This is a genomic window from Pantoea sp. WEP, assembly GCF_041678305.1.
In the GTDB taxonomy this organism is placed as follows: Bacteria; Pseudomonadota; Gammaproteobacteria; order Enterobacterales; family Enterobacteriaceae; genus Pantoea; species Pantoea dispersa.
The window spans coordinates 108,737-131,448 of record NZ_JBGNXB010000001.1; the positions used below are offsets into that span (position 1 = coordinate 108,737).

At 59.8% G+C, this 22,712-nt stretch carries 20 protein-coding genes and 1 tRNA gene; 7 read left to right on the plus strand and 14 right to left on the minus strand.

Going from position 1 to position 22,712, the window contains the following annotated elements; genetic code table 11:
• Positions 1-362 precede the first annotated feature (362 nt).
• Complete coding sequence (locus ABVR31_RS00520; protein ID WP_058758169.1) at positions 363-827, plus strand: Rrf2 family transcriptional regulator; 465 nt, start codon at positions 363-365, stop codon at positions 825-827.
• Between the two features lie 12 nt (positions 828-839).
• On the opposite strand, the gene ABVR31_RS00525 is transcribed toward ABVR31_RS00520, so the two are convergent.
• Entirely contained in the window at positions 840-1,217 is a 378-nt protein-coding gene (locus ABVR31_RS00525; RefSeq protein WP_372771692.1) for a DUF1360 domain-containing protein, read from the minus strand.
• Between the two features lie 233 nt (positions 1,218-1,450).
• Between ABVR31_RS00525 and ABVR31_RS00530 the strand changes: the two genes are divergently transcribed.
• Positions 1,451-1,849 carry a helix-turn-helix domain-containing protein gene (locus ABVR31_RS00530; RefSeq protein WP_021506873.1) on the plus strand — a complete coding sequence of 133 codons (399 nt, stop codon included), beginning with the start codon at positions 1,451-1,453 and terminating at the stop codon, positions 1,847-1,849.
• Here the strand turns inward: ABVR31_RS00530 and ABVR31_RS00535 are convergent.
• From ABVR31_RS00535 to xylF, 6 genes are all read right to left on the minus strand, one after another.
• Entirely contained in the window at positions 1,806-2,654 is an 849-nt protein-coding gene (locus tag ABVR31_RS00535) for an AraC family transcriptional regulator (RefSeq protein ID WP_058758167.1), read from the minus strand. The two genes, ABVR31_RS00530 and ABVR31_RS00535, sit on opposite strands and share 44 nt — an antisense overlap.
• Positions 2,655-2,674: 20 nt before the next feature.
• Positions 2,675-2,769 (minus strand) — tRNA-Sec (locus ABVR31_RS00540).
• Between the two features lie 60 nt (positions 2,770-2,829).
• The gene (gene xylR, locus ABVR31_RS00545; RefSeq protein ID WP_058775595.1) at positions 2,830-4,008 is read right to left on the minus strand and encodes a D-xylose utilization transcriptional activator XylR; all 1,179 of its coding nucleotides are present in this window, start codon (positions 4,006-4,008) and stop codon (positions 2,830-2,832) included.
• Between the two features lie 93 nt (positions 4,009-4,101).
• The gene (xylH, locus tag ABVR31_RS00550) at positions 4,102-5,283 is read right to left on the minus strand and encodes a xylose ABC transporter permease XylH (RefSeq protein ID WP_058758166.1); all 1,182 of its coding nucleotides are present in this window, start codon (positions 5,281-5,283) and stop codon (positions 4,102-4,104) included.
• Positions 5,276-6,796 carry a xylose ABC transporter ATP-binding protein gene (locus tag ABVR31_RS00555; RefSeq protein WP_372771693.1) on the minus strand — a complete coding sequence of 507 codons (1,521 nt, stop codon included), beginning with the start codon at positions 6,794-6,796 and terminating at the stop codon, positions 5,276-5,278. Before ABVR31_RS00555 ends, xylH begins: the two co-directional genes overlap by 8 nt.
• A gap of 27 nt (positions 6,797-6,823) precedes the next feature.
• Positions 6,824-7,816, minus strand: a complete 993-nt coding sequence (gene xylF, locus ABVR31_RS00560) for a D-xylose ABC transporter substrate-binding protein (RefSeq protein ID WP_058758164.1) — start codon at positions 7,814-7,816, stop codon at positions 6,824-6,826.
• A gap of 358 nt (positions 7,817-8,174) precedes the next feature.
• On the opposite strand from xylF, the gene xylA reads away from it, so the two are divergent.
• From xylA to ABVR31_RS00575, 3 genes are all read left to right on the plus strand, one after another.
• Complete coding sequence (gene xylA / locus ABVR31_RS00565; protein ID WP_058758163.1) at positions 8,175-9,497, plus strand: xylose isomerase; 1,323 nt, start codon at positions 8,175-8,177, stop codon at positions 9,495-9,497.
• 17 nt (positions 9,498-9,514) lie between these two features.
• Complete coding sequence (gene xylB / locus ABVR31_RS00570; RefSeq protein WP_215786916.1) at positions 9,515-10,957, plus strand: xylulokinase; 1,443 nt, start codon at positions 9,515-9,517, stop codon at positions 10,955-10,957.
• A 139-nt stretch (positions 10,958-11,096) separates the two neighbouring features.
• Positions 11,097-12,029 carry a GlxA family transcriptional regulator gene (locus ABVR31_RS00575; RefSeq protein ID WP_260642156.1) on the plus strand — a complete coding sequence of 311 codons (933 nt, stop codon included), beginning with the start codon at positions 11,097-11,099 and terminating at the stop codon, positions 12,027-12,029.
• On the opposite strand, the gene ABVR31_RS00580 is transcribed toward ABVR31_RS00575, so the two are convergent.
• A complete protein-coding gene (locus tag ABVR31_RS00580) occupies positions 12,014-13,009 on the minus strand; it encodes an acyltransferase (protein ID WP_058758160.1) in 996 nt (331 codons plus the stop codon). The two genes, ABVR31_RS00575 and ABVR31_RS00580, sit on opposite strands and share 16 nt — an antisense overlap.
• Before the next feature lie 204 nt (positions 13,010-13,213).
• On the opposite strand from ABVR31_RS00580, the gene glyQ reads away from it, so the two are divergent.
• Positions 13,214-14,125, plus strand: coding sequence for a glycine--tRNA ligase subunit alpha (glyQ, locus tag ABVR31_RS00585; RefSeq protein ID WP_021506863.1), 912 nt, complete (start codon positions 13,214-13,216; stop codon positions 14,123-14,125).
• A gap of 9 nt (positions 14,126-14,134) precedes the next feature.
• Complete coding sequence (glyS, locus tag ABVR31_RS00590; protein ID WP_372771694.1) at positions 14,135-16,204, plus strand: glycine--tRNA ligase subunit beta; 2,070 nt, start codon at positions 14,135-14,137, stop codon at positions 16,202-16,204.
• Between the two features lie 51 nt (positions 16,205-16,255).
• Here glyS and selB read toward each other — a convergent pair whose 3' ends face one another.
• The 6 genes from selB to fdxH form a co-directional block, all read right to left on the minus strand.
• Entirely contained in the window at positions 16,256-18,109 is a 1,854-nt protein-coding gene (gene selB, locus ABVR31_RS00595) for a selenocysteine-specific translation elongation factor (protein ID WP_372771695.1), read from the minus strand.
• Entirely contained in the window at positions 18,106-19,485 is a 1,380-nt protein-coding gene (gene selA / locus ABVR31_RS00600; protein ID WP_372771696.1) for an L-seryl-tRNA(Sec) selenium transferase, read from the minus strand. The genes selB and selA overlap by 4 nt, the downstream gene beginning before the upstream one ends.
• Positions 19,486-19,493: 8 nt before the next feature.
• Complete coding sequence (locus tag ABVR31_RS00605; RefSeq protein ID WP_021506859.1) at positions 19,494-20,105, minus strand: glutathione S-transferase; 612 nt, start codon at positions 20,103-20,105, stop codon at positions 19,494-19,496.
• Positions 20,106-20,238: 133 nt separating this feature from the next.
• Positions 20,239-21,165 carry a formate dehydrogenase accessory protein FdhE gene (gene fdhE / locus ABVR31_RS00610; RefSeq protein WP_058770768.1) on the minus strand — a complete coding sequence of 309 codons (927 nt, stop codon included), beginning with the start codon at positions 21,163-21,165 and terminating at the stop codon, positions 20,239-20,241.
• A complete protein-coding gene (fdoI, locus tag ABVR31_RS00615) occupies positions 21,165-21,806 on the minus strand; it encodes a formate dehydrogenase cytochrome b556 subunit (RefSeq protein WP_031279592.1) in 642 nt (213 codons plus the stop codon). Before fdoI ends, fdhE begins: the two co-directional genes overlap by 1 nt.
• Positions 21,806-22,705: a formate dehydrogenase subunit beta gene (fdxH, locus tag ABVR31_RS00620; protein WP_021506856.1), complete on the minus strand. Its 900-nt coding sequence runs from the start codon at positions 22,703-22,705 to the stop codon at positions 21,806-21,808. Before fdxH ends, fdoI begins: the two co-directional genes overlap by 1 nt.
• Positions 22,706-22,712 lie beyond the last annotated feature (7 nt).

Consider the following 22,712-nt stretch of genomic DNA (forward strand, 5'->3'; position numbering starts at 1 on the left):
ACTTTAGCCGCTCGTTTAATTTTATATATTGCGTATGATCAAGAACAATAAAGTAATTATTTGTAGTCCATGTCCTACAAGATAAATTTAATTTTAAAAGGGAAGGGTTTATTCCGCTCTGGGGCGTTGTCTTTCCTTCTGGGAAATAAATTTTCCCTTTCTGTCACTCAGTTATTTAATTAATTAACCGATGCCCAATCGCCTTTTCACCGTAATTTCTTTTACTGTGGCGGTTTGCCTTTTCCTATTGGCAGCATGATTAATACGAATGTCTGGTCAGGGCGCCATCCACTCTCAGCCGGGATAAATTGTTGCCGCCAGCGTGGTTTGCTACAGTAGCGGGAATTTCAGAGGAAACGTCCATGCCACGCGATAACCGCCTGTCCCGCTCGCTGCACGCGCTCATTCATCTTGATCGTCACGTTAAACGCGCTACTTCCGATGCCATGGCAAAAATGCTCGGCACCAATCCGGTGGTGGTGCGTCGCATGATGTCGGGGCTGCGTGAAAAGGGGTATCTGGTGTCGGAAAAGGGGCACGGCGGCGGCTGGGAGCTGCGCGCGGACCTGCGCGATATCACGCTACTGGATGTGTACCAGGCTATCGGCTCACCGGCGCTGTTCAGCATTGGCCCGGCGGCCGATCCTTCGCCCTGCCTGGTGGAACATGCGGTGGACGCCCGGCTTGACCAGGCGCTGGGTGAAGCCGAAGCGCTACTGCTGCAGCGCTTCAGCCAGATTACCGTGGCGGACATCGCCGACGATTACCTGCAAAAAATGGCCAGCCTTGGGCTGGATCCGCACATCTTTCCGCGCTGCAGCGACTAAACAGCGCGGCTGTTAATCCTGCTTCTGCAATTTGATCTGCGCGTCATGCTTCATCACATGCGTGGTGACGGCGGCCTGAAACACTTTAAACATCATACCGCTGACAAACGTGGTCAGCGTCAGCGTGATGAAGGCTGTCATGATCCAGTCGACCAGCGGCCAACCGCTGTTCAGCAGCGTCGGGTGGTAAATCAGTATCGCGGCAAACACCACCCAATGGCTCAGGCAATAGAAACAGTGAAACAGATGGCCGAGTAAGGCGTGTTTGCGTGCGGTCCAGGCGCGCAAACCTGCAAACAGTTCGGTCTGCGTCATGGTCATCGCGATGCTGGCTGAGGCCAGCGCAATCGCCAGGCACACACCCGTGTCAGAGAGTAAAAAGGCATGCATAGATTTTCTCCTTTGTGACGATTGGCGCAGCGGAAAGAACGGCGGCTTATCTATCATGTAACTTAAAATATTACATGATGTGCGCTGACGCAACAGCGTGTTCTCCCCGCCAGAGTAGTGACATGTAAATTGGCGAGTTATCGCTATTTTTTGGCTTTATGCGCAAACACAGCCAGTCGTCCTGTTTTTACAATGTCGCAGATTGAGTCGCACCACGGCATCAGGAGGAGAGGATGGATATTCACGCAGCCTTTATGCATCAGCTGATGATGTGGATAGAGGCGAATATTGAACAAAAGCTCATGCTGGAGACGGTTGCACAGCGGGCCGGTTATTCGCAGTGGCATTTGCAGCGGCTGTTCCGCAGCTACACTGGCGTGGCGCTGGGAGCCTATATCCGTGAACGTAAGCTAACGGCTTCCGTCATCACCCTGCTCAGCAGTAATACGTCGCTGATGCAGATTGCGCTGCAGTTTGGCTTCGATTCACAGCAAACCTACTGCCGCACCTTTCGGCGCATGTTTGACCTGCCACCCGGCGCGTTTCGCCGCAAATACCGGCACAGCCTGCCACCGATTGACGGTCCGGCTAGCCTGCTGATGCTGCATTCGCAGAGTCGGCTGGCGTCGTAAAATATTTGCCTGGCGTTGAGCCGAAGGCGGCGCGAAACGCGCTGATATAGCTGCTGACGCTGTCGAAGCCCACCTGCCAGGCAACCTGCTGCACGCTGTGGCCTGCCGCCAGCCCTTCCAGCGATTTGAGCAGGCGCGATACCTGACGATATTTACTCAGGCTCATGCCAACCGCGCTGGACCAGTGGCGACTCAGACTGCGCGCGCTCAGACCAGCCCACTGCGCCAGCTCCGGCCCGGTGCGTGTATCAGCCGGATCGTCCATCAGCAGGCGTGCAATCTGCCGCAGCCGCGGCTCATCCGGCAGCGGCAGGGTGAGTTCCTGCGGCGTGGATTCGTACAGTTCATCAAGAAACACCTGACCCAGCCGGGCATAGCGCGCGCTGCTCCACAGTTCAGGCTCCAGCACCGCCAGCCGTTCTGCCAGCGGCTCCAGCACTGTCGGGCAGGAGAGCAGCACCGGCCGATCCGGCAGCGGCGCAGCCAGCGCTTCGTCAATCAGTACCGTCCAGCCCAGCACGCGCCCCGGCCCGACAAGGGCATGGTCAAACCACGGCGGAATCCAGCCAACCAGCCGCGGCGGATTAGCAAAAATGCCCGACGAGGTGTTCACCGTCATCAATCCCTGGCGCAGACAAAACAGCTGACCGGCGGCATGACGATGCGTGCGTCGCTCGCGATCCAGCTCCTTCGACAGTGACACGGCAATGACTTTGGGCGCATCCGGCCGCAGCAGCCGCTGGCGCAGTTCTTCCTTACGCGGATCGCCAGAGAACGGAAGGTTGTCGGATGGATGGATGAGCATGGCTGGGCCTGAGTGGTGAGTGGCGGAAGATCACAGGAGTCGAACCTGCCCGGGACCGCTGGCGGCCCCAACCGGATTTGAAATCCGGCCGCCTCACCGGAGACGACGATCTTCCTTTGAAGATGCCGCGCAGTATAGCGGCAATTGGCGGCAAAATCTTGATCGCAGCGGGGCGTTATTGCACCTTCTCGCCGTGATGCTGCCGATACTCCTTAGGCGTGGTGGCGTAGCTTTTCTTAAACACCGAATAGAAGTACTGCAGGGAAGGATAGCCGCACATCTGCGAAATTTCATTAATATTCAATGAAGAGCAGGCCAGCAGTTCACGCGCTTTCTCCAGCTTCTCGCGGTGAATCATGGCGTGAATGGTGTCGCCGGTCTCGTCGCGAAAACGTTTTTCCAGATTGGAGCGCGACATGCCAATCGCATCCAGCACCTGTTCGACCTTGATGCCTTTACAGGCGTTAAAGCGGATGTAATGCATCGCCTGAATCACCGCCGGATCGCGCAGCGAGCGAAAATCGGTAGAGCGGCGGGCAATGACTTTCACCGGCGGCACCAGAATGCGTTGCAGCGGCAGCGTTTGCCGATCGAGCAGACGATGCAACAGCTTGGCGGCCTGATAACCCATCTGGCGTGTGCCCTGGGCTACCGAAGAGAGCGCCACACGGGACAGATAGCGCGTCAGCTCTTCATTATCGATGCCGATTACGCTGAGCTTCTCCGGCACCGGAATTTTCAGGTATTCACAAGCCTGCAGCAAATGACGTGCACGCGCGTCGGTCACCGCGATAATGCCGGTCTGCGGCGGCAGCGTTTGCAGCCAGTCGGCGAGGCGGTTTTGCGCGTGCTGCCAGTTTTCCGGCGCGGTTTCCATCCCCTGATACACCACACCCTGGTAGCGCTCGCGCATCACCAGCTGGCGAAACGCCTGCTCGCGCTCCTGCGCCCAGCGTTTGCCGCTGGCGGCGGGCAGGCCGTAAAACGCAAAGCGATGAATGCCTTTCTCTTTCAGGTGCAGAAAGGCACTCTCCACCAGCGCAGCGTTGTCGGTGGCGATGTAGTGCACCGGCGGATAATCCTGCTGGCGGTGATAGGAGCCACCAACGCCGACAATCGGCACCGGCACATTGCTGAGCAGGCTCTCGATCGAGCTGTCGTCGTAATCCGCAATGACGCCGTCCCCCAGCCATTCGCGGATGTTGTCGATGCGGCAGCGGAAATCCTCTTCAATGAAGATATCCCAGTCGGTTTGCGAAGCCTGCAGATACTCGCCGACCCCCTCCACTACCTGGCGGTCATATACCTTGTTGGCGTTAAACAGCAGCGTAATACGGTAACGTTTTTCGTGCATCGTGGCGCGCTCCCTTAAACCTGTTGCGCATTGCATAGCACGGCGGAAAAGGCAGCAGAAATTGTTTGCGCCACATTGTGATCGCCCACGCGATTACACCCGGCGGCGCGTGGCCGTATCCATCCACACCGCCAGCAGTAAAATCGCCCCTTTGACGATGTACTGCCAGAAGGTCGGCACGTCCATCATGCTCATGCCGTTATCCAGAGACGCCATGATGAAGGCGCCCATCACCGCGCCAGCCACCGAACCGACGCCGCCGGCCAGGCTGGTGCCGCCAATCACGCAGGCAGCGATGGCGTCCAGTTCGGCAATATTGCCCGCCGAGGGCGAGCCAGCACCAAGACGTGAGCTGAGGATCAGGCCGGCGATAGCCACCATTACGCCGTTGATGGCGAACACCGCCAGCTTGGTGCGCGCCACGTTGATGCCCGACAGGCGCGCCGCATCAATGTTGCCGCCGATGGCGTAAATCCGTCGTCCGAAGGCGGTGCGCGTGGCCATAAACATGCCGCCGAGCAGCAGCAGTGCCAGCAGCAGGACTGGTGTCGGCACCCCGCGGTAATCGTTCAGTAACCAGATGGCACCCAGCACCAGAACAGCGGTAATCGCCTGGCGTGCCACCGTGCCGCTGGCGGCCGGTTGTGATAACCCCAGCTGCTGGCGACGCAGCCGCAGCCGCCATTGCCAGAGAATAAACAGCGCCAGACCGGCGAAGCCAAAGCCAAAGCCAACACCGCCGGGCAAATAGCTTTGCCCGATCTGCGACATCGCCGGCGTCGTTGGCGCAACGGTGGTGCCATCGGTAATACCAACCAGAATGCCGCGAAACGCCAGCATGCCCGCCAGCGTGACGATGAACGAGGGTACCTTACGGTATGCGACCCACCAGCCATTCCAGGTGCCCAATAACAGGCCAAGCACCAGCGTTACCACGATGGTCAGCGGCAGCGGCCAGCCGAGCCAGACGTCAAAGATGGCTGCGGCACCGCCCAGCAGGCCCATCATCGAACCGACGGAAAGGTCGATCTCCGCCGAGATAATGACAAACACCATGCCCACCGCGAGGATGCCGGTGATGGCGGTCTGGCGCAGCAGGTTAGAGACGTTGCGTGGGCTAAGCCAGGCACCGTCGGTGGTCCAGGTGAAGAACAGAGCGATAAGCACAATCGCTCCCAGCATCACCAGCACCTGCAGATTGAAGCGCGGAAACTTGCCCGGCGCTGGCTTGCCCGGGGTACCGGACAGGCTCTGGCTACTTTCAGTTTTAAGCATAATGTTCGCTCCGCAGGGCAGCTTCCATGACCTGCTCCTGAGTCAGGTTGTCGTTAATCAGATCGGCTTTGATTTGCCCTTCGTGCATCACCAATACGCGGTCACTCAGACCCAGCACTTCAGGCAGTTCGGAGGAGATAACAATCACCGCGATGCCCTGCTGCACCAGCGCGTTAATCAGCAGATAGATCTCCTGGCGAGCGCCGACGTCGATGCCGCGCGTCGGTTCATCCAGAATCAAAATGCGCGGATTGAGCAGCAGGCATTTGGCGAGGATCGCTTTTTGCTGATTGCCCCCGCTGAGTCGGCCAATCGCCAGCTCGGGTGAGGAGGTTTTGACACGCAGACGGCGGATAGCATCGTTGATCGCCTGCTGCTCCTGGGCTTCATCCAGCGTGGAGAAGCGATGACTGTAGTGATCCAGCGCGGCCAGCGTGATGTTTTTCCCCACGCCCATCAGTGGCACGATGCCATCTTTTTTCCGGTCTTCCGGCACCATGGCGATGCCGTGCGCAATCGCTGCCCGGCAATCGTCGATCTTCACCTGCTGGCCATCAATCCAGATTTCGCCCTGCCAGCGACCGGGCCAGACACCAAACAGGCACTGGACCGTTTCGGTGCGTCCTGCGCCCACCAGCCCGGCAATACCGAGAATTTCGCCGCGCTTCAGGCTGAACGACACATTATTGACGCGGCGCACGTGGCGGTTGACCGGATGCCAGGCGGTGAGGTTTTCCACTTTCAGCACCGTTTCGCCGATCTCGTGCGGCTGGTGCGGATAGAGCGCGGTGAGTTCGCGGCCCACCATCATCGTGATGATGTCATCTTCACTCAGCCCGGCTGCTGGCCGTGTGGCGATGTGCTGACCATCACGGATCACACAGATGGTGTCCGAAATTGCTTTGACCTCATTAAGCTTGTGGGAGATGTAGATGCAGGCAATACCGTGCTCGCGCAGGTTAGTGATAATCCCAAGCAGCACTTCGGTTTCCTGTTCGGTGAGCGACGAGGTCGGCTCATCAAGGATTAGCAATCGCACCTGCTTATTCAGCGCCCGCGCGATCTCTACCAGCTGCTGCTGGCCGAGGCCGAGCTCGCCAACTTTGGTGGCAGGCGAAACCTTAAGTTTGACCCGCTCCAGCAGCTGCTGGCAGCGCAGCGTCATGGTTTCATCATCGACCATACCGAAGCGACCCAGCTCGGCACCGAGGAAAATGTTCTCCATGACCGTAAGCTGCCGCACCAGCGCCAGCTCCTGATGAATAATCACAATGCCTTTGCGCTCGGTGTCGCGGATGGTTTGCGCCTCAATGCGATCGCCGGCAAAGCGAATTTCGCCGTCAAATTCGCCGTGCGGATAAAGCCCGCACAGCACTTTCATCAGCGTCGATTTGCCCGAGCCGTTCTCACCGCACAGCGACATGACTTCACCGGCTTCGAGCCGCAGGCTGACCGCATCCAGCGCTTTCACCGCGCCAAAGCGCTTGGTGATGTTGTTCATTTCCAGCAGCATCGATCTGCTCCTTCGCGTTTCAGGCGCTTAGAGTTCGCTCTGTTTATGGAAGCCGTCTTTCACCACGGTGCTTTCGATGTTGTCTTTATTGACCGGAATCGGCTTCAGCAGGCGCGACGGCACCTCTTTCAGGCCATTATTCAGCTTGCTGTTGCTGGCGGGCGTTTTGCCGTCGCCCAGTTCCACCGCAATTTTTGCCGCTTCGGTGGCGAGTTCGGTGATGGGTTTGTACACCGTCATGGTTTGCGTGCCGTTCATGATGCGTTTGATGGCGGCGAGATCGGCATCCTGACCGGAAATGGCGACTTTGCCCGCCAGTCCCTGCGCGCTCAGCGCCTGGATGGCCCCACCGGCGGTGGCATCGTTGGAGGCAACGACAGCATCAATGTGGTTGCTGTTAGCGGTCAGCGCGTTTTCCATGATTTTCAGCGCATTCTCTGGCAGCCAGGCATCAACCCATTGATCGCCCACCACTTTAATGCTGCCGTTATCGATGTAAGGTTTTAACACTTTCATCTGGCCGGCACGGAACAGACGCGCGTTATTATCCACCGGCGATCCGCCCATCAAAAAGTAGTTCCCTTTAGGTACCTGTTTAACCAGACTTTCGGCCTGCAGCTCGCCGACCTTTTCATTATCAAACGAGATATAAAAATCGATGTCGGCATTATTAATCATGCGGTCATAAGCGAGGACTTTTATGCCTTCGCGTTTCGCTTCGGCCACCACATTACTCAATACCTGACCGTTATAAGGAATGATGACCAGCACATCGACACCGCGGTTGATCATATTTTCAATCTGTGAGATTTGCGTCTCTTCATTGCCGTTGGCCGACTGGACAAATACTTTGGCCCCAGACTTTTCCGCCTGGCTGACAAAAATGTCCCGGTCTTTCTGCCAGCGTTCCAGACGTAAATCATCGATCGCCATACCGATTTTCACTTCTTTCGCCAGCCCGGCGTGGCTGAACAGGGCCAGTGCAGCGCTGAGGGCTAACAGCGTGTGTCTCATTTTCATCATGGTCATCCTGTAGGTTGAGGCTATTGTCGTTGTAAGGCTATGAACCAGGGCGGATGAATTGTTGCCCCGCGACGTGAACAACATCAATTACTGATTTTTATCCTGCTATTACGTTTTTTTGTTTATTTGTGATTCTTTGAGCGCGATCGAAATTTTACGCGCCCATCTGTTAAATCTTGCAGCGGCGCTGCGCGCCGGTACGCGATGTAATTAAATACATGGATTTGCGAGCTGCCGCACAAATAATAATTATCTTAAGTTCAGTGTGAAATATCGTAATTGAGCTGAACGCTTACGCCTCCGCAAAATAACGCTTCACTGCTGACCATTCGGGTCTGATGCTAAGGAGCACAACATGCACGCTTATTTCGACCAGCTTGAGCGCGTTGGTTATGAAGGGGCCAATACCACTAACGCACTGGCGTTTCGTCATTACAATCCGCAGGAAGTGATTCTGGGTAAAACCATGGCGGAACACCTGCGTTTTGCCGCCTGTTACTGGCACACGTTCTGCTGGAACGGGGCGGATATGTTCGGCGTGGGGGCCTTTGATCGCCCGTGGCAGAAAAATGGCGATGCGCTGCAGCTGGCGAAGCTCAAAGCGGATGTCGCGTTCGAGTTCTTTTACAAACTCAACGTGCCTTATTACTGCTTCCATGATGTCGATGTGTCACCGGAAGGTGATTCACTGCGCAGCTACCAGGAAAACCTGGCGGTAATGACCGATAAACTGCTGGAAAAACAGCAGGAAACCGGCGTCAGATTGCTGTGGGGCACCGCGAACTGCTTTACGCATCCCCGCTATGCGGCCGGCGCGGCGACCAGCCCGGATCCGGAAATTTTCGCCTGGGCAGCCAGCCAGGTGTGCAGCGCGATGCAGGCGACGCAGACGCTGGGCGGTGAAAACTATGTGCTGTGGGGCGGACGCGAAGGGTACGAAACGCTGCTGAATACCGATTTGCGGCAGGAGCGCGAGCAGATCGGGCGCTTCATGCAGATGGTGGTGGAGCACAAGCATAAAATCGGTTTCCAGGGGATGTTGCTGATTGAGCCGAAGCCGCAGGAACCGACTAAACACCAGTACGACTTTGATGTCGCGACGGTCTACGGTTTCCTCCGGCAGTTTGGCCTGGAAAAAGAGATCAAAGTGAATGTGGAAGCCAACCATGCCACGCTGGCGGGTCACTCTTTCCATCATGAAATTGCGACGGCGATTGCACTGGGCATCTTCGGTTCGGTCGATGCCAACCGCGGTGACAGCCAGTGCGGCTGGGATACCGACCAGTTCCCGAACAGCGTCGAAGAAAACGCGCTGGTGATGTACGAAATCCTCAAAGCGGGCGGATTCACCACCGGCGGCTTAAACTTTGATGCCAAAGTACGGCGCCAGAGCACCGACAAATACGATCTGTTTTATGGCCACATTGGCGCGATGGATACCATGGCGCTGGCGCTGAAAGTGGCGGCGCGTATGGTGAACGATGGTGAGCTGGATAAGCGTGTGGCGCAGCGCTATAGCGGCTGGAATGGTGAGTTCGGCCAGCAAATTCTGAAAGGCGAGTTTTCTCTTGCCTCGCTGGCGGCGCATGCTCAGCAACAGCAACTCAATCCGCAGCATCGCAGCGGACGCCAGGAGCAGCTGGAAAATCTGGTGAATCACTATTTGTATAATTTCTAATCCATCGGGAGCGAAGCATGGTTATCGGGATCGATTTAGGCACCTCCGGCGTTAAAGTGGCGCTGCTGGATGCGCACGGCCAGGTTCAGGCAACGGCCAGCGCGCCGCTGCAGGTGACGCGTCCGCAGCCGCTATGGAGCGAACAGGATCCCGAAAGCTGGTGGCAGGCCACCGATAGTGCCATGCAGGCGCTGGCGCAGCAGCACGATTTACGCCACGTCAGCGCCATCGGCTTTAGCGGCCAGATGCACGGCGCGACGCTGCTGGACGCCGCGCATCAGGTGCTGCGTCCGGCGATATTGTGGAACGACGGGCGCAGTAGCGCGCAGTGCCACGAGCTGGAGCAGCGCGTACCGTCGTCGCGTCAGATTACCGGCAACCTGATGATGCCGGGTTTTACCGCGCCCAAATTGTTGTGGGTGCAGCAGCATGAACCGGCGATATTTGCGCAGGTAGCAAAAGTGCTGCTGCCGAAAGATTATCTGCGCTGGCGGATGAGCGGCGATTTCGCCACCGATATGTCAGATGCGGCGGGAACGATGTGGCTGGATGTGGCACAGCGCGACTGGAGCGATGCAATGCTGGCGGCGTGCGGACTGAACCGCAGCCACATGCCGCAGCTGTTTGAAGGCAACCAGATTACCGGCACGCTGCTGCCGGAAATTGCGGCGCGCTGGGGGATGGAGCCGGTGCCGCTGGTGGCCGGCGGCGGCGACAATGCGGCTGGCGCTGTGGGCGTTGGCATGGTTGAGCCAGGACAGGGCATGCTGTCGCTCGGCACCTCCGGCGTCTATTTTCTGGTGAGCGAAGGCTATCTCAGCAATCCGCAACGCGCCGTGCACAGTTTCTGTCATGCGCTGCCGCAGCGCTGGCATCTGATGTCGGTGATGCTGAGTGCCGCCGCCTGTCTGGACTGGGCCGCTGCGCTGACCGGCTGCGACGACGTGCCGCACCTGCTGGCCGAAGCTGAACGCGCCAGCGCGCAGGCCACGCCGGTGTGGTTTTTGCCTTACCTTTCCGGCGAGCGCACGCCGCACAATAATCCGCAGGCACAGGGGGCTTTCTTTGGCCTGACGCACCAGCACGGCCGGCCGGAACTGGCGCGCGCGGTGCTGGAAGGTGTGGGCTTTGCGCTGGCGGAAGGCATGGATGCGGTGCATGAGTGTGGCGTACTGCCCAACGCGGTGATGCTGATTGGCGGCGGTGCGCGCAGCGCGTACTGGCGGCAGATGCTGGCGGACATCAGTGGACTGACGCTGGATTATTGTCACGGCGGCGAGGTGGGGCCGGCGCTCGGTGCCGCACGTCTGGCGCAGCTGGCGGTGGACCCGGCCAGCGAATGGCCGGCACCGGCGTTAGTGCAGCGCCATCAGCCGGACGCCGCGCAGCATCAGGCCTATCAGCCGCGCCGTGCGCGCTTTGCGCAGCTATATCAGCAGCTGTTACCACTGATGTCCTGATTTGGCTGACGCATGGCCGGATGAGGTCGCAAGGCGTGAACAGAGTCGGGTATGATGGGAAGAATCGATGAAGATACGTGGCCGGATTTGGCTGCGCATCTTCGCCCATCGTTACCCTTCATCGCCTGAGGAACCCACCATGCCGCAGCCCGTCTATTTTCTTGTCCTGCCGGGCGTCATGGCGCTCGACCTCACCGGGCCGGCAGAGACGCTGCAGCTGGCGGGCGGACATTTTGCGCTGCACTACATCGGCCCACAGGCGAGCGTCACCTGCTCGACCGGCATGACCATTGCTGATATTGCACCGCTGCCCGCCACGCTACCCGATAACAGTCTGCTGATTGTGCCCGGCGTGTTCGATTCCCGCATCTGGTTCGATACCGGGGCAGCCGGGCAGGCGCGTGACTGGCTGCGCCAGCAACACGGCGCGATTCATACGCGGCGCATTACCCTCGTGTGTATTTGCTCCGGCGCGCTGCTCTCCGCGCAGGCTGGTCTGCTGGATGGCGTACAGTGCACCACGCACCATGATGTGTTGCCGCGCCTGAAAGCTGCCGCGCCGGCTGCGCTGGTGAAAGACAACCGCGTGTTTGTGGAAGATGCCGGCATCTGGACCAGCGCGGGAATTACTGCGGGTATCGATCTGGCGCTGCACCTGATCAACCGTCTGTGCGGCGCGCGGCAGGCGCTAACGGTGGCGCGGGAGATGGTGGTGTGGTTCCGCCGCTCGGGTGACGATCCGCAACTCTCGCCGTGGCTGCGTTATCGTAATCATCTGCATCCGGCGATTCATCGCGCGCAGGACGCGATGATTGCACATCCGGAACATGACTGGTCGCTGAGCGCGCTGGCCGAACGCGCCCACGTCAGCGAGCGCCATCTGACGCGCCTGTTTCGCCAGCATTTGGGTATCAGCGTGCGGGAATACCACGAGCAGCTGCGGCTGGTGATTGCGCGCCAGCGCCAGCAGCAGGGGGAAGCGGCGGAGAAAGCGGCGCTGGCCGCCGGCTTCTCCTCGGCACGCCAGCTGCGTCGCGCCCGGCAGCGCTGGGACGATCAGCTCACCAGATGATGCTTGTCCACGCGTTTCAGCAACATCGCCAGCAGCAGGCTGCCCAGCAGGGTTACGCCAAAGACCCACGGCAGATCCAGCCACGGCCGCGACATATCGTCGTAATGATGGGTGCGCAGATAGTGAATGAATAGCGCATGGAAACCATAAATCGGCAGCGAATAGCGTGAAATGGTTGCCAGCAGCGGCAGCGGCCGGTGGTTCAGCACATTTTTAAACAGCACCAGCAGGCTTATCGCCGCGATAAACACCAGAGGGCCACAGTAAAGATACCAGGTGTCATTAAACGCGCCGTTAATCTTCAGCATCTGTCTGGTGCCAAGCGCGATACCGATGACGCAGGCGATAAAACTCAGCCCGGCCAGCCAGCTGATGCCGCGCCTGTCGGTATCCATCACGCCAATCGCCCGTCCAAGCAGCGCGTATAGCAGGTAGTAAATCGAGTCGCCGCTGACATACAGATTGACCGGCAGCCAGTGGAACGGCCCCAGCGACTGGCTGACGGTGTTCGGATTGGCGATCACCGCGAGGACCAGCACCAGCAGCGCCACATAGCGCGGCGGCACGTTTTTCACCTGAATCAGCGGAGACAGCAGGTAGATGCCGATAATGGCGAAGAAGAACCACAGATGGTAGAACACCGGCTTCTGCAACAGCTTCAGCAGCGAACGGCCTTCGCTGATCGGCGTCAGCCAGGTGATGTAGGCTAGCGCGACGGCGCTGTAGAACAGCAGGCACAGCACAATGCGCAGCAGATGGCGGCCCTGCGCGCTGCGTTCGCCAAAGAACAGATAACCGGAAATCATGAAGAACAGCGGCACGCAGACGCGCGAAGCCGAGTTAAGCAGATTGGCGACGTCCCAGCTGGGTCCGGTGACTGCCATCGGTCCGGTGATGTACCAGGTGGTGGTGTGAATGACGATCACCATCAGACAGGCGACCGCGCGTAAGTTATCAATCCAGCAGATTTTTTGCGACATGGCTTCCTCGTGCGTACTCCGTGCGAAGAAGGGTAGCCAGTGCACAGCGGGCCAACAACCCCCGCAGCCTGGATTTCGGAGCTCTCTGTTAACCGCCGCACAACCGCAGCCGCCTGCGCCAGGATTTCCGGCTGCACAATGCGCGGTCAAAGGGTATACTGTCGCACTCTTTTTAAATCCACCCGTATCGCGTGCGAATTCAACATGCAAAAGTTTGATACCAAGACCTTTCAGGGCCTGATCCTGACCTTGCAGGATTACTGGGCGCGTCAGGGCTGCACCATCGTCCAGCCGCTGGACATGGAAGTGGGCGCTGGCACTTCTCACCCTATGACTTGCCTGCGTGCTCTCGGGCCAGAGCCGATGGCGAGCGCCTACGTGCAGCCATCGCGCCGTCCCACCGATGGCCGCTACGGTGAAAACCCGAACCGTTTACAGCACTACTACCAGTTCCAGGTGGTGATTAAGCCGAACCCGGACAACCTTCAGGAGCTGTACCTCGGATCGCTGAAAGAGCTCGGTATCGACCCTGGCGTGCATGACATTCGCTTCGTCGAAGATAACTGGGAAAACCCAACGCTGGGTGCCTGGGGACTCGGCTGGGAAGTGTGGCTGAACGGCATGGAAGTCACGCAGTTCACCTACTTCCAGCAGGTCGGCGGCCTGGAGTGTAAGCCGGTGACCGGCGAGATCACCTACGGTCTGGAGCGCCTGGCGATGTACATCCAGGGCGTGGACAGCGTGTACGATCTTACCTGGAGCGACGGCGCGTTCGGCAAAACCACCTACGGTGACGTGTTCCACCAGAACGAAGTGGAGCAGTCGACCTACAACTTTGAGTACGCCGACGTCGATTTCCTGTTCAGCTGCTTCGAGCAGTATGAAAAAGAGGCACAGCAGCTGCTGGCGCTGGAAAAACCGCTGCCGCTGCCGGCCTATGAGCGCATTCTCAAAGCCGCGCACAGCTTCAACCTGCTTGATGCGCGCAAGGCGATCTCAGTGACCGAGCGCCAGCGCTATATCCTGCGTATCCGCACCCTGACGAAAGCCGTGGCGGAAGCCTATTATGCCTCCCGCGAGGCGCTCGGCTTCCCTATGTGCAACCGTAATAAGTAAGAGGCAGCCATGACCGATAAAACTTTCCTGGTGGAAATTGGCACCGAAGAGTTGCCTCCGAAAGCCCTGCGCAGCCTGGCAGAAGCCTTTGCTGCGCACTTTACCGCTGAGCTCGACAGCGCCGGTCTGGCGCATGGCGACGTCAGCTGGTTTGCGGCACCGCGTCGTCTGGCGCTGAAAGTGGCACAGCTGGCGGCCGCGCAGCCCGATCGCGAAGTAGAAAAGCGTGGCCCGGCTGTCGCTGCGGCGTTTGATGCCGAAGGCAAGCCGACTAAAGCGGCAGAAGGCTGGGCACGTGGCAACGGCATCACCGTAGAGCAGGCTGAGCGTCTCAGCACTGACAAAGGCGAGTGGCTGGTGCATCGTGCTGCAGTAAAAGGCGAAAGCGCGCAGGCGCTGCTGCCGGCGATGGTCGCGACCGCGCTAAGCAAGCTGCCGATTCCAAAACTGATGCGCTGGGGCGCCAGCGACGTGCAGTTCGTGCGTCCGGTGCACACCGTGACGCTGCTGCTGGGTGATGAGCTGATTCCGGCCACCATCCTCGGTATTCAGTCCGATCGCGTTATTCGCGGCCACCGCTTCATGGGCGAGCCGGAGTTGACGCTGGACAATGCCGATCAATATCCGCAGCTGCTGCAGGAGCGCGGTAAAGTGATCGCCGATTACGCCACGCGTAAAGCCAAAATCAAAGCCGATGCCGAAGCCGCCGCGCAGCAGCTGGGCGGTAAAGCCGACCTGAGCGACAGCCTGCTGGAAGAGGTGGCTTCGCTGGTGGAGTGGCCGGTGGTGCTGACGGCGAAGTTTGAAGAGAAGTTCCTCGCGGTACCGGCTGAAGCGCTGGTGTACACCATGAAAGGGGATCAGAAATACTTCCCGGTGTACGCCGAAGACGGCCAGCTGCTGCCCAACTTCATCTTCGTCACCAACATTGAATCGCGCGATCCGCAGCAGATCATTGCCGGTAATGAAAAAGTGGTGCGTCCGCGTCTGGCCGATGCCGAGTTCTTCTTCAACACCGACCGCAAAAAGCGTCTGGAAGATAACCTGCCGCGTCTGGAAACCGTGCTGTTCCAGAAAGAGCTGGGTACGCTGCGTGACAAAACCGACCGTATTCAGGCGCTGGCCGGCTGGATTGCCGCGCAGATTGGCGCTGATGTCAATCACGCCACGCGCGCTGGCCTGCTGTCGAAGTGCGACCTGATGACCAATATGGTGTTCGAGTTCACCGACACCCAGGGTGTGATGGGCATGCACTACGCGCGCCACGATGGTGAAGCGGAAGATGTGGCGGTCGCACTTAACGAGCAGTACCAGCCGCGTTTCGCCGGTGACGATCTGCCGTCCAGTCCGGTGGCCTGCGCCGTGGCGATTGCCGATAAAATGGATACCCTGGCCGGTATCTTCGGCATCGGACAGCATCCGAAAGGCGATAAAGACCCGTTTGCGCTGCGTCGTGCCGCGCTGGGCGTGCTGCGTATCATCGTTGAGAAGAACCTGCCGCTCGATCTGCAAACCCTGACGGAAGAAGCGGTGCGCCTGTACGGCAGCAAGCTGAGCAACGCCAACGTGGTTGATGATGTCATCGACTTCATGCTGGGTCGTTTCCGCGCCTGGTATCAGGAAGAGGGCCACAGCGTTGACACCATTCAGGCGGTGCTGGCGCGTCGTCCAACCCGTCCGGCCGATTTCAATGCACGTATGAAGGCGGTTTCGCACTTCCGTACGCTGGAAGCGGCCTCGGCACTGGCGGCGGCTAACAAGCGCGTGTCGAATATCCTGGCGAAAGCCACCGAAACCCTGAACGACAGCGTGCAGGCGTCCCTGCTGAAAGAGAACGCTGAAATTCAGCTGGCGACCTTTGTCACCGCGCTGGGCGACAAGCTGCAGCCGTACTTTGCGGAAGGCCGCTATCAGGATGCTCTGGTGGAGCTGGCGCAGCTGCGCGAAGCGGTGGATAACTTCTTCGACAACGTCATGGTGAATGCCGATGACGAAGCGGTGCGTATCAATCGCCTGACGCTGCTGGCGCAACTGCGCGAACTGTTCCTGCAGGTGGCGGACATTTCGCTGCTGCAGTAAGCGATGGGCAGAAGTGAACCGAAGGGACGAGCAATCGTCCCTTTTTTTGTTTCAGGCGGCAGAAGGGGTGAACAGGCGCGCGTCGCGAAGCAGGTGATCGTTACCGCGACGGCGGGTAAAGCCGCTGCGGTCAAAGAATTCCAGAATCTGCACCGCGACTTTGCGGCCGGTACCCAGCTGGTTGCGGAAGTCAGCGGCGCTGGTGCTGCCTCCGGCGGCCGCACGCTGACGAATCAGATCGGCGAAGATCTGGATCTGCGCGCTGCGGTAGTAGCGATCGCGCACGATCGCTGTGATATGGCCGAGACGCGCCGCGGTGAGTAATAAACCGCGAATCTGCTCTTCATCCTGCTGCAGCGCATCGGCAATATCGCGCACCCACAGCGGCTGGTCGCTGAACAGCGGCTCGACCTGCTGCCACAGCGTGGCTTCCTGCGGATTAAAGCGCGGCGCGAAGTCGGGCAGGTGCAGCCAGCCCTGTTTCTGCCGCAGCTCGCCTTGTGCCAGCATCTGATCGATTAATCCCGGCACCAGCGGTGCCGGCGCATGCGGCAGCGCCACACGGCGCAGGCGATCGTGGCCGATGCCCGGCAGCTCAGGGTGCTGCTGGTGGAAGGCGCTCAGCGCTTCCCGTAAACGCTGCTGCCAGGCGCTGGCCATTGTGTCGCTCATCAGGCTGGTACCCAGCCGTACCGGATTCAGCGGCAGCAGCAGCGCGTCCAGCGCCGGCGCAGTGAGCTGGCGCGCCCAGCCGAGCTCGTCATACGCGGCCGGTTGATACGCCAGATGCGCCTGCAGGCTGGCGCTGTCATCGCGCGCCGCGGCCAGCTGCTGTAGCCACTGCAGATAGTCCGGCTGGCGTTTACCGCGCTTTTTGCTGTCGCACAGCAGTACGCATCCGCCGCCCAGCGTGTGCTGCGCATTGCTGTCGCGGATAATTATCCGATCGTTTTCCGCCAGCCACAGCGGCTGGCTGAGCACCAGTTCAGCCACATCGTCCGTGAGCTGCGTTAAGCGGCCGGTGACGTGGCTGGCCGCGTGATGCAGATGCACCGGCTGCGAGGCCGTTTTCAGCGGCTGCAGCAGGCGCAGTGCGACGATCAGCCGCTGCGTGCCGGCGGGACGCGGCTGCGCCAGCAGCCAGTCGCCGCGCGTAATCTGTGCTTTCTCCACGTCACCGACGATATTCAGCGCGATGCGCTCGCCCGCCTGCGCGCGCGTCACCGGCTGGTTCTGCGCATGCAGCGCCCGCACGCGCAGCGGCAGGTTCAGGCTGCTGAGCCACAGCGTGTCGCCCACCCTGACTTCACCGCTCAGCGCGGTGCCGGTGACCACCAGCCCGGTGCCTTTCAGCGTGAAAGCGCGGTCGATGGCGAGCCGGAAACGGCGGCCAGGCTCAAACGCCGGTGCGTTCAGGCTGCAGAGGTGCTGGCGCAGCGTTTCAATGCCCTGCAGCGTATGGCTGCTGGTAACAAACTGCGCTGCCGCTGGCCAGCCGAGCTGCTGCGTGAGCTGCGCGACCTGCTGCTGCACCTCCGCGATGCGTGCGGCGTCAACGCGGTCGGCTTTGGTCAGCGCCACGCTCAGCGGCGGCTGTCCGGCGAGGCTCAGCAGCTGTAAATGCTCACGCGTCTGCGGCATCACGCCATCGTCACAGGCCACCACCAGCAGCGCATGATGGATGCCGCCGATGCCGGCCAGCATGTTGGCGAGAAATTTTTCATGGCCAGGCACATCAATGAAGCCCAGCGTGCGGCCATCGGGCTGCGGCCAGTAGGCATAACCGAGATCGATGGTCATGCCGCGCCGTTTCTCTTCCGGCAGGCGATCGGCATCAATCCCGGTCAGGGCCTGCAACAGCGCAGTTTTACCGTGATCGACATGTCCGGCCGTGGCAATAATCATGGTACTAAAGTCCGTATCAGGGCGGCTTCGTCATCAAGGCAGCGCAAATCCAGCCACAGTTTGCCCTCCTGCAGGCGGCCGATCACCGGGCGTGCCAGCTGGCGCCAGCGCTGCGCCAGGGCGTTGAGCTGGCTGCCGTGACCGTCGCGTGGCGTGAAGGTGATAGCAAAGCTGGGCAGACGTTCGACTGGCAGCGAACCGCTGCCAATTTGCGAGGAACAGGCAGCGATCGCCAGCAAAAAATCGGCGCTGAAGGCGTGCTCCAGCGCCGGCATCAGACGTTCAGCCTGTTGCAGAATATCGTGCGCGCTGCGCGTCAGCAGGCGCAGTGTTGGCAGCGCCTCGTGCAGGGTTTCCGGCTGACGGTAGAGCTGCAGCGTCGCTTCCAGCGCCGCCAGCGTCATTTTATCGACGCGCAGTGCGCGCTTCAGCGGATGCTGTTGCAGCTGGTCAATCAGCGCTTTTTTGCCGACGATAATCCCGGCCTGCGGGCCACCCAGCAGTTTGTCACCGGAGAAACTCACCAGGCTCACGCCGGCCGCAATCAGCTGCTGCGGCATCGGTTCAGGCGGCAACCCGTACGCCGTCATATCCACCAGCGAACCGCTGCCGAGATCGCTGATCACCGGCAGGCCGTGCGCGTCGCCTAACTGCACCAGCTCGGCTTCAGACACGGCATGGGTAAAGCCCTGAATCTGGTAATTACTGGTGTGTACCTTCATCAGCAGGCCGCTATCCCCGGCGATGGCGCCGCGATAATCCTTCAGATGGGTGCGATTGGTGGTGCCAACCTCCACCAATCGGCAGCCCGCCTGGCGCATCACGTCAGGGATACGGAATGCGCCGCCGATCTCCACCAGTTCGCCGCGCGACATAATCACGTCGCGACCCGCTGCCAGGCTGGCCAGCATCAGCAGTACCGCAGCGGCATTGTTATTGACGATACAGGCAGCTTCGGCGCCGGTTAGCTCGCACAGCAGTGCGCTGACTGCGCGATCGCGATGACCGCGCGCCGCGTCGTCCAGCGCATACTCCAGCGTTACCGGCTGGCGCAGACAGGCGCTGACCGCCGCGATGGCGCGATCGCTGAGCTGCGCGCGCCCCAGATTGGTGTGCAGCACGGTGCCGGTCAGGTTAAACACCGGGCGCAGCGCGCTTTGCTGCTGCTGCTGTGCGCGGCGCAGCGCTTCATCCGGCCAGCTGGCGTGCCAGTGCGGTAACGATTGATGTTGCTGAATGTGGTCGCGCGCCTCCTGCTGCATGCCGCGCAGCTGGCGCGTGATAAAGGCGGTACCGGATTGTGCCAGCAGCGGCTGCAGCGCCGGAGCGCGCAGCAGGCTGTCGATGGCAGGGAGCTGACTGTAGAGGGCTTTCATCACATCACTTAGTGGGTGGGCGGAACCGTACGGGCAAAGCTTTCCCGCTCGAACAGCGTTTCTGCCAGTTTAACCAGCGCCGGGCGATTGACGCACCAGTTGGGCAGCACGCGGCGAAAATTGAGATAGCCCAGGGTGCAGCCGGTAGCGATATCGGCGAGGTTGAGCGTGCCGCTGTTGAGCAACTCGCCCTGTGCGGCGGCGGTTTCCAGCGCGTCGAGGCCGCGCGCGATTTTCTCGCGATTACGCAGCAGCACCTCTTCCGATTGCCGATCGCCGGGACGCATCTGTTCGCGCACGATCATCACCGCCGCATCATTGATGCCGTCGGCCAGCTTCTCCAGCTGGCGGATCTGCAGGGCGCGCAGCGCGTCGTCGGGCAGCAGGGCAGGCGCATCGCCACGCAGCTCAATCACCTGAGCAATAATTGAGGAGTCAAACCAGGTCAGCTGCTGGTCATCAATGAAGGCCGGCACTTTACCCAGCGGATTGTACTGCGGGACGTGGCTGTCAGGCTCCCACGGAGAGTGGTTGACGAATTCAAACACCAGGCCCTTTTCCAGCAGGATCACTGAGATTTTGCGCACAAACGGGCTGGTATAGCTGCCAATCAGTTTCATCAGGTGTCTCCGTTGCGATAAATGCCAGGCTCCACATTGTAGCGGCGCGATTTATCGCGCAGGGTTTGATGGTGCAAAACCGCGCGATAAATCGCGCCGCTACAAATCGCAGAATGAGTAAATTTACTGCACATCAATCCCCGGGAAACATAAACGGATTCAGGCTGCTGCGCGCGAATCCTTCCTGCTCCATGCGGGCATCCAGCACCAGCGAGGCGAGATCGTCGGCCACCGGTTCCAGCGCCGGATCTTTCTCCTGGTATAGCATCTTCAGATAGGTACCGCAGTCGCCGCAGCTTTCGGCTTTCACGGCGGCCTGCTCGCTGTCCAGCGACCAGTAATGCAGATCGCGCGTTTGCTCGCAGTTCGAGCACTTGCTGCGCACCACGTACCACTCGCTTTCGCACAGATTACAGTGCAGATAGCGCAGACCCTGCTGGCCAACGTCCATGTGCACCACGCTGGCGACCGGCACGCTGGCGCACACCGGGCAGAACTGACGGTGCTCGCCATATTCGGCCCGCGCTTTGCCGGGGATCATCGCTGCCATCTGCGCCCAGTAAATTGACAGCGCCGCCCAGATGAACGGGGCTTTATCACTGCTGACCTGGGCGAATTCGCCCTCCAGCAGCGCGCTGGCAAGGGTTTCCAGCTCGGTGGACGAGGCCTTCTCCAGATTCTCCAGCACCGCCAGCGCCTGGCCGCTCATCTCTGGCTTCAGCTCGGCGATCAGCGAATGCAGCAGCCGCTGCCAGTGCACATCGCGCGGGTAAGTGTGAATATCCAGCGGCGGTTTGCCCTGCTGCGCGCTCTCGGCCAGCCGCTGATGCAGATCGATCTGCAGCGGATGGTCATACAGCACGATTTCCTGGGCCTGCGCGATCACCGCGGCAAAACGCAGGTAGTCGCCCAGCGGATTTTTCGCCGCCAGATCACGCAACCGCGCCGCACGGCGGCTGTAGAGATTTTTCAGCCGGGGGAAAAGTAACGGCGGAACTTGCTCCGCCGTGTTCTTTTCGCTCTTCTCCAGCTGCTCCTGCGGGATGATGCGAATACTCATCAGGGACGTTTTTCCTGTTGTGTTTGGCGTTGGCGCTGCTCGCGATACCAGCGTGGGTGATGTTTCTTCGCCCACGCGGCCGGTACCCAGCCCTCAACCATGGCGGTAATGGTGCCTTTCACCCACAGGGCGGCATAAATATGCACCATAATCGTCATGATCAGTGCCACAGCCGAGACCGAATGCACCACCAGCGCGGCGCGAATCAGCGGAATGGTGAAGTACCCGGCGAACCAGGGGCGCCAGATGACAATTCCGCTCGCCAGCAGCAAGACTAAGCTGATGATAGCAGCCCAGAACACACACTTCTGCCCGAAGTTGTATTTCCCGGTATCGCCCACCTCTTCATTACGCACGATTTTGCGGATATTTTTCGCCCATACCAGATCGTCGCGCTGGATAAGATTGTGCTTCCAGTAGCGTAAGAACATGATAATAAAGGCTGCAAACATCACCACGCCGACGAACGGGTGCAGAATACGCGCCAGCTGTGGCGTACCGAGCACGTGCATCAGCCAGTTAAACGACGGGAAAAAGAAACCCAGTCCGCTGAGCGCGGCAAACACAAAACAGAACGCGACAATCCAGTGATTGATGCGTTCCGGCGCGCTGTAGCGCACCAGACGATCGCGCTTTTTCATCATTCGCGCTCCTCTTTTTCATGCAGGTTTTCGTCGTCGTCCTCTTCCACCCGGTTCGGACCGACACCAACGTAGTGGAACACCGCGGCGGCGAAGGTGGCGGCAAAGCCGATAGCAGCCAGCGGTTTCCAGACGCCTTTCCAGAAGGTGACCGCCGGGCTGATGCTCGGGTTGGCCGGCAGGCCGTGATACAGCTGCGGTTTGTCGGCGTGGTGCAGCACGTACATGACGTGCGTGCCGCCGACGCCAGCCGGATCGTACAGCCCGGCGTTGGCATAGCCGCGCGTGTTTAGCTCGGCGACGCGATCGGCAGCCAGCTGCTGCATATCGCTTTTGCTGCCGAAGTGAATCGCCCCGGTCGGACAGGTTTTCACGCACGCCGGTTCCTGACCGACGTTAACGCGATCGACGCACAGCGTGCATTTATACACGCGGTTGTCGTCTTTATTCAGCCGCGGCACGTCAAACGGACAGCCGGCGATGCAGTAGCCGCAGCCAATGCACTGTTCCGATTGAAAATCGACGATCCCGTTCGCGTACTGAATAATCGCGCCTTCCGACGGACAGGCTTTCAGGCAGCCGGGGTCGGCGCAGTGCATACAGCCATCCTTGCGGATCAGCCACTCCAGCTTGCCGTTCTCCTCGACTTCCGAGAAACGCATCACCGTCCAGGATTTGGCGGTCAAATCCGCCGGGTTGTCATACACCCCGACGTTATGACCGACCTCGTCACGGATGTCGTTCCACTCTGAACACGCGACCTGACACGCCTTACAGCCGATGCAGGTGGTGACGTCGATCAGTTTCGCCACTTCCTGCTGATGGTCACGCGCCTGCGGGGCAGGCGTGAAACCATTGGTGGCGGAGCGGCGGATAATGTCTTGCGATTGATAAGCCATCTTCGTT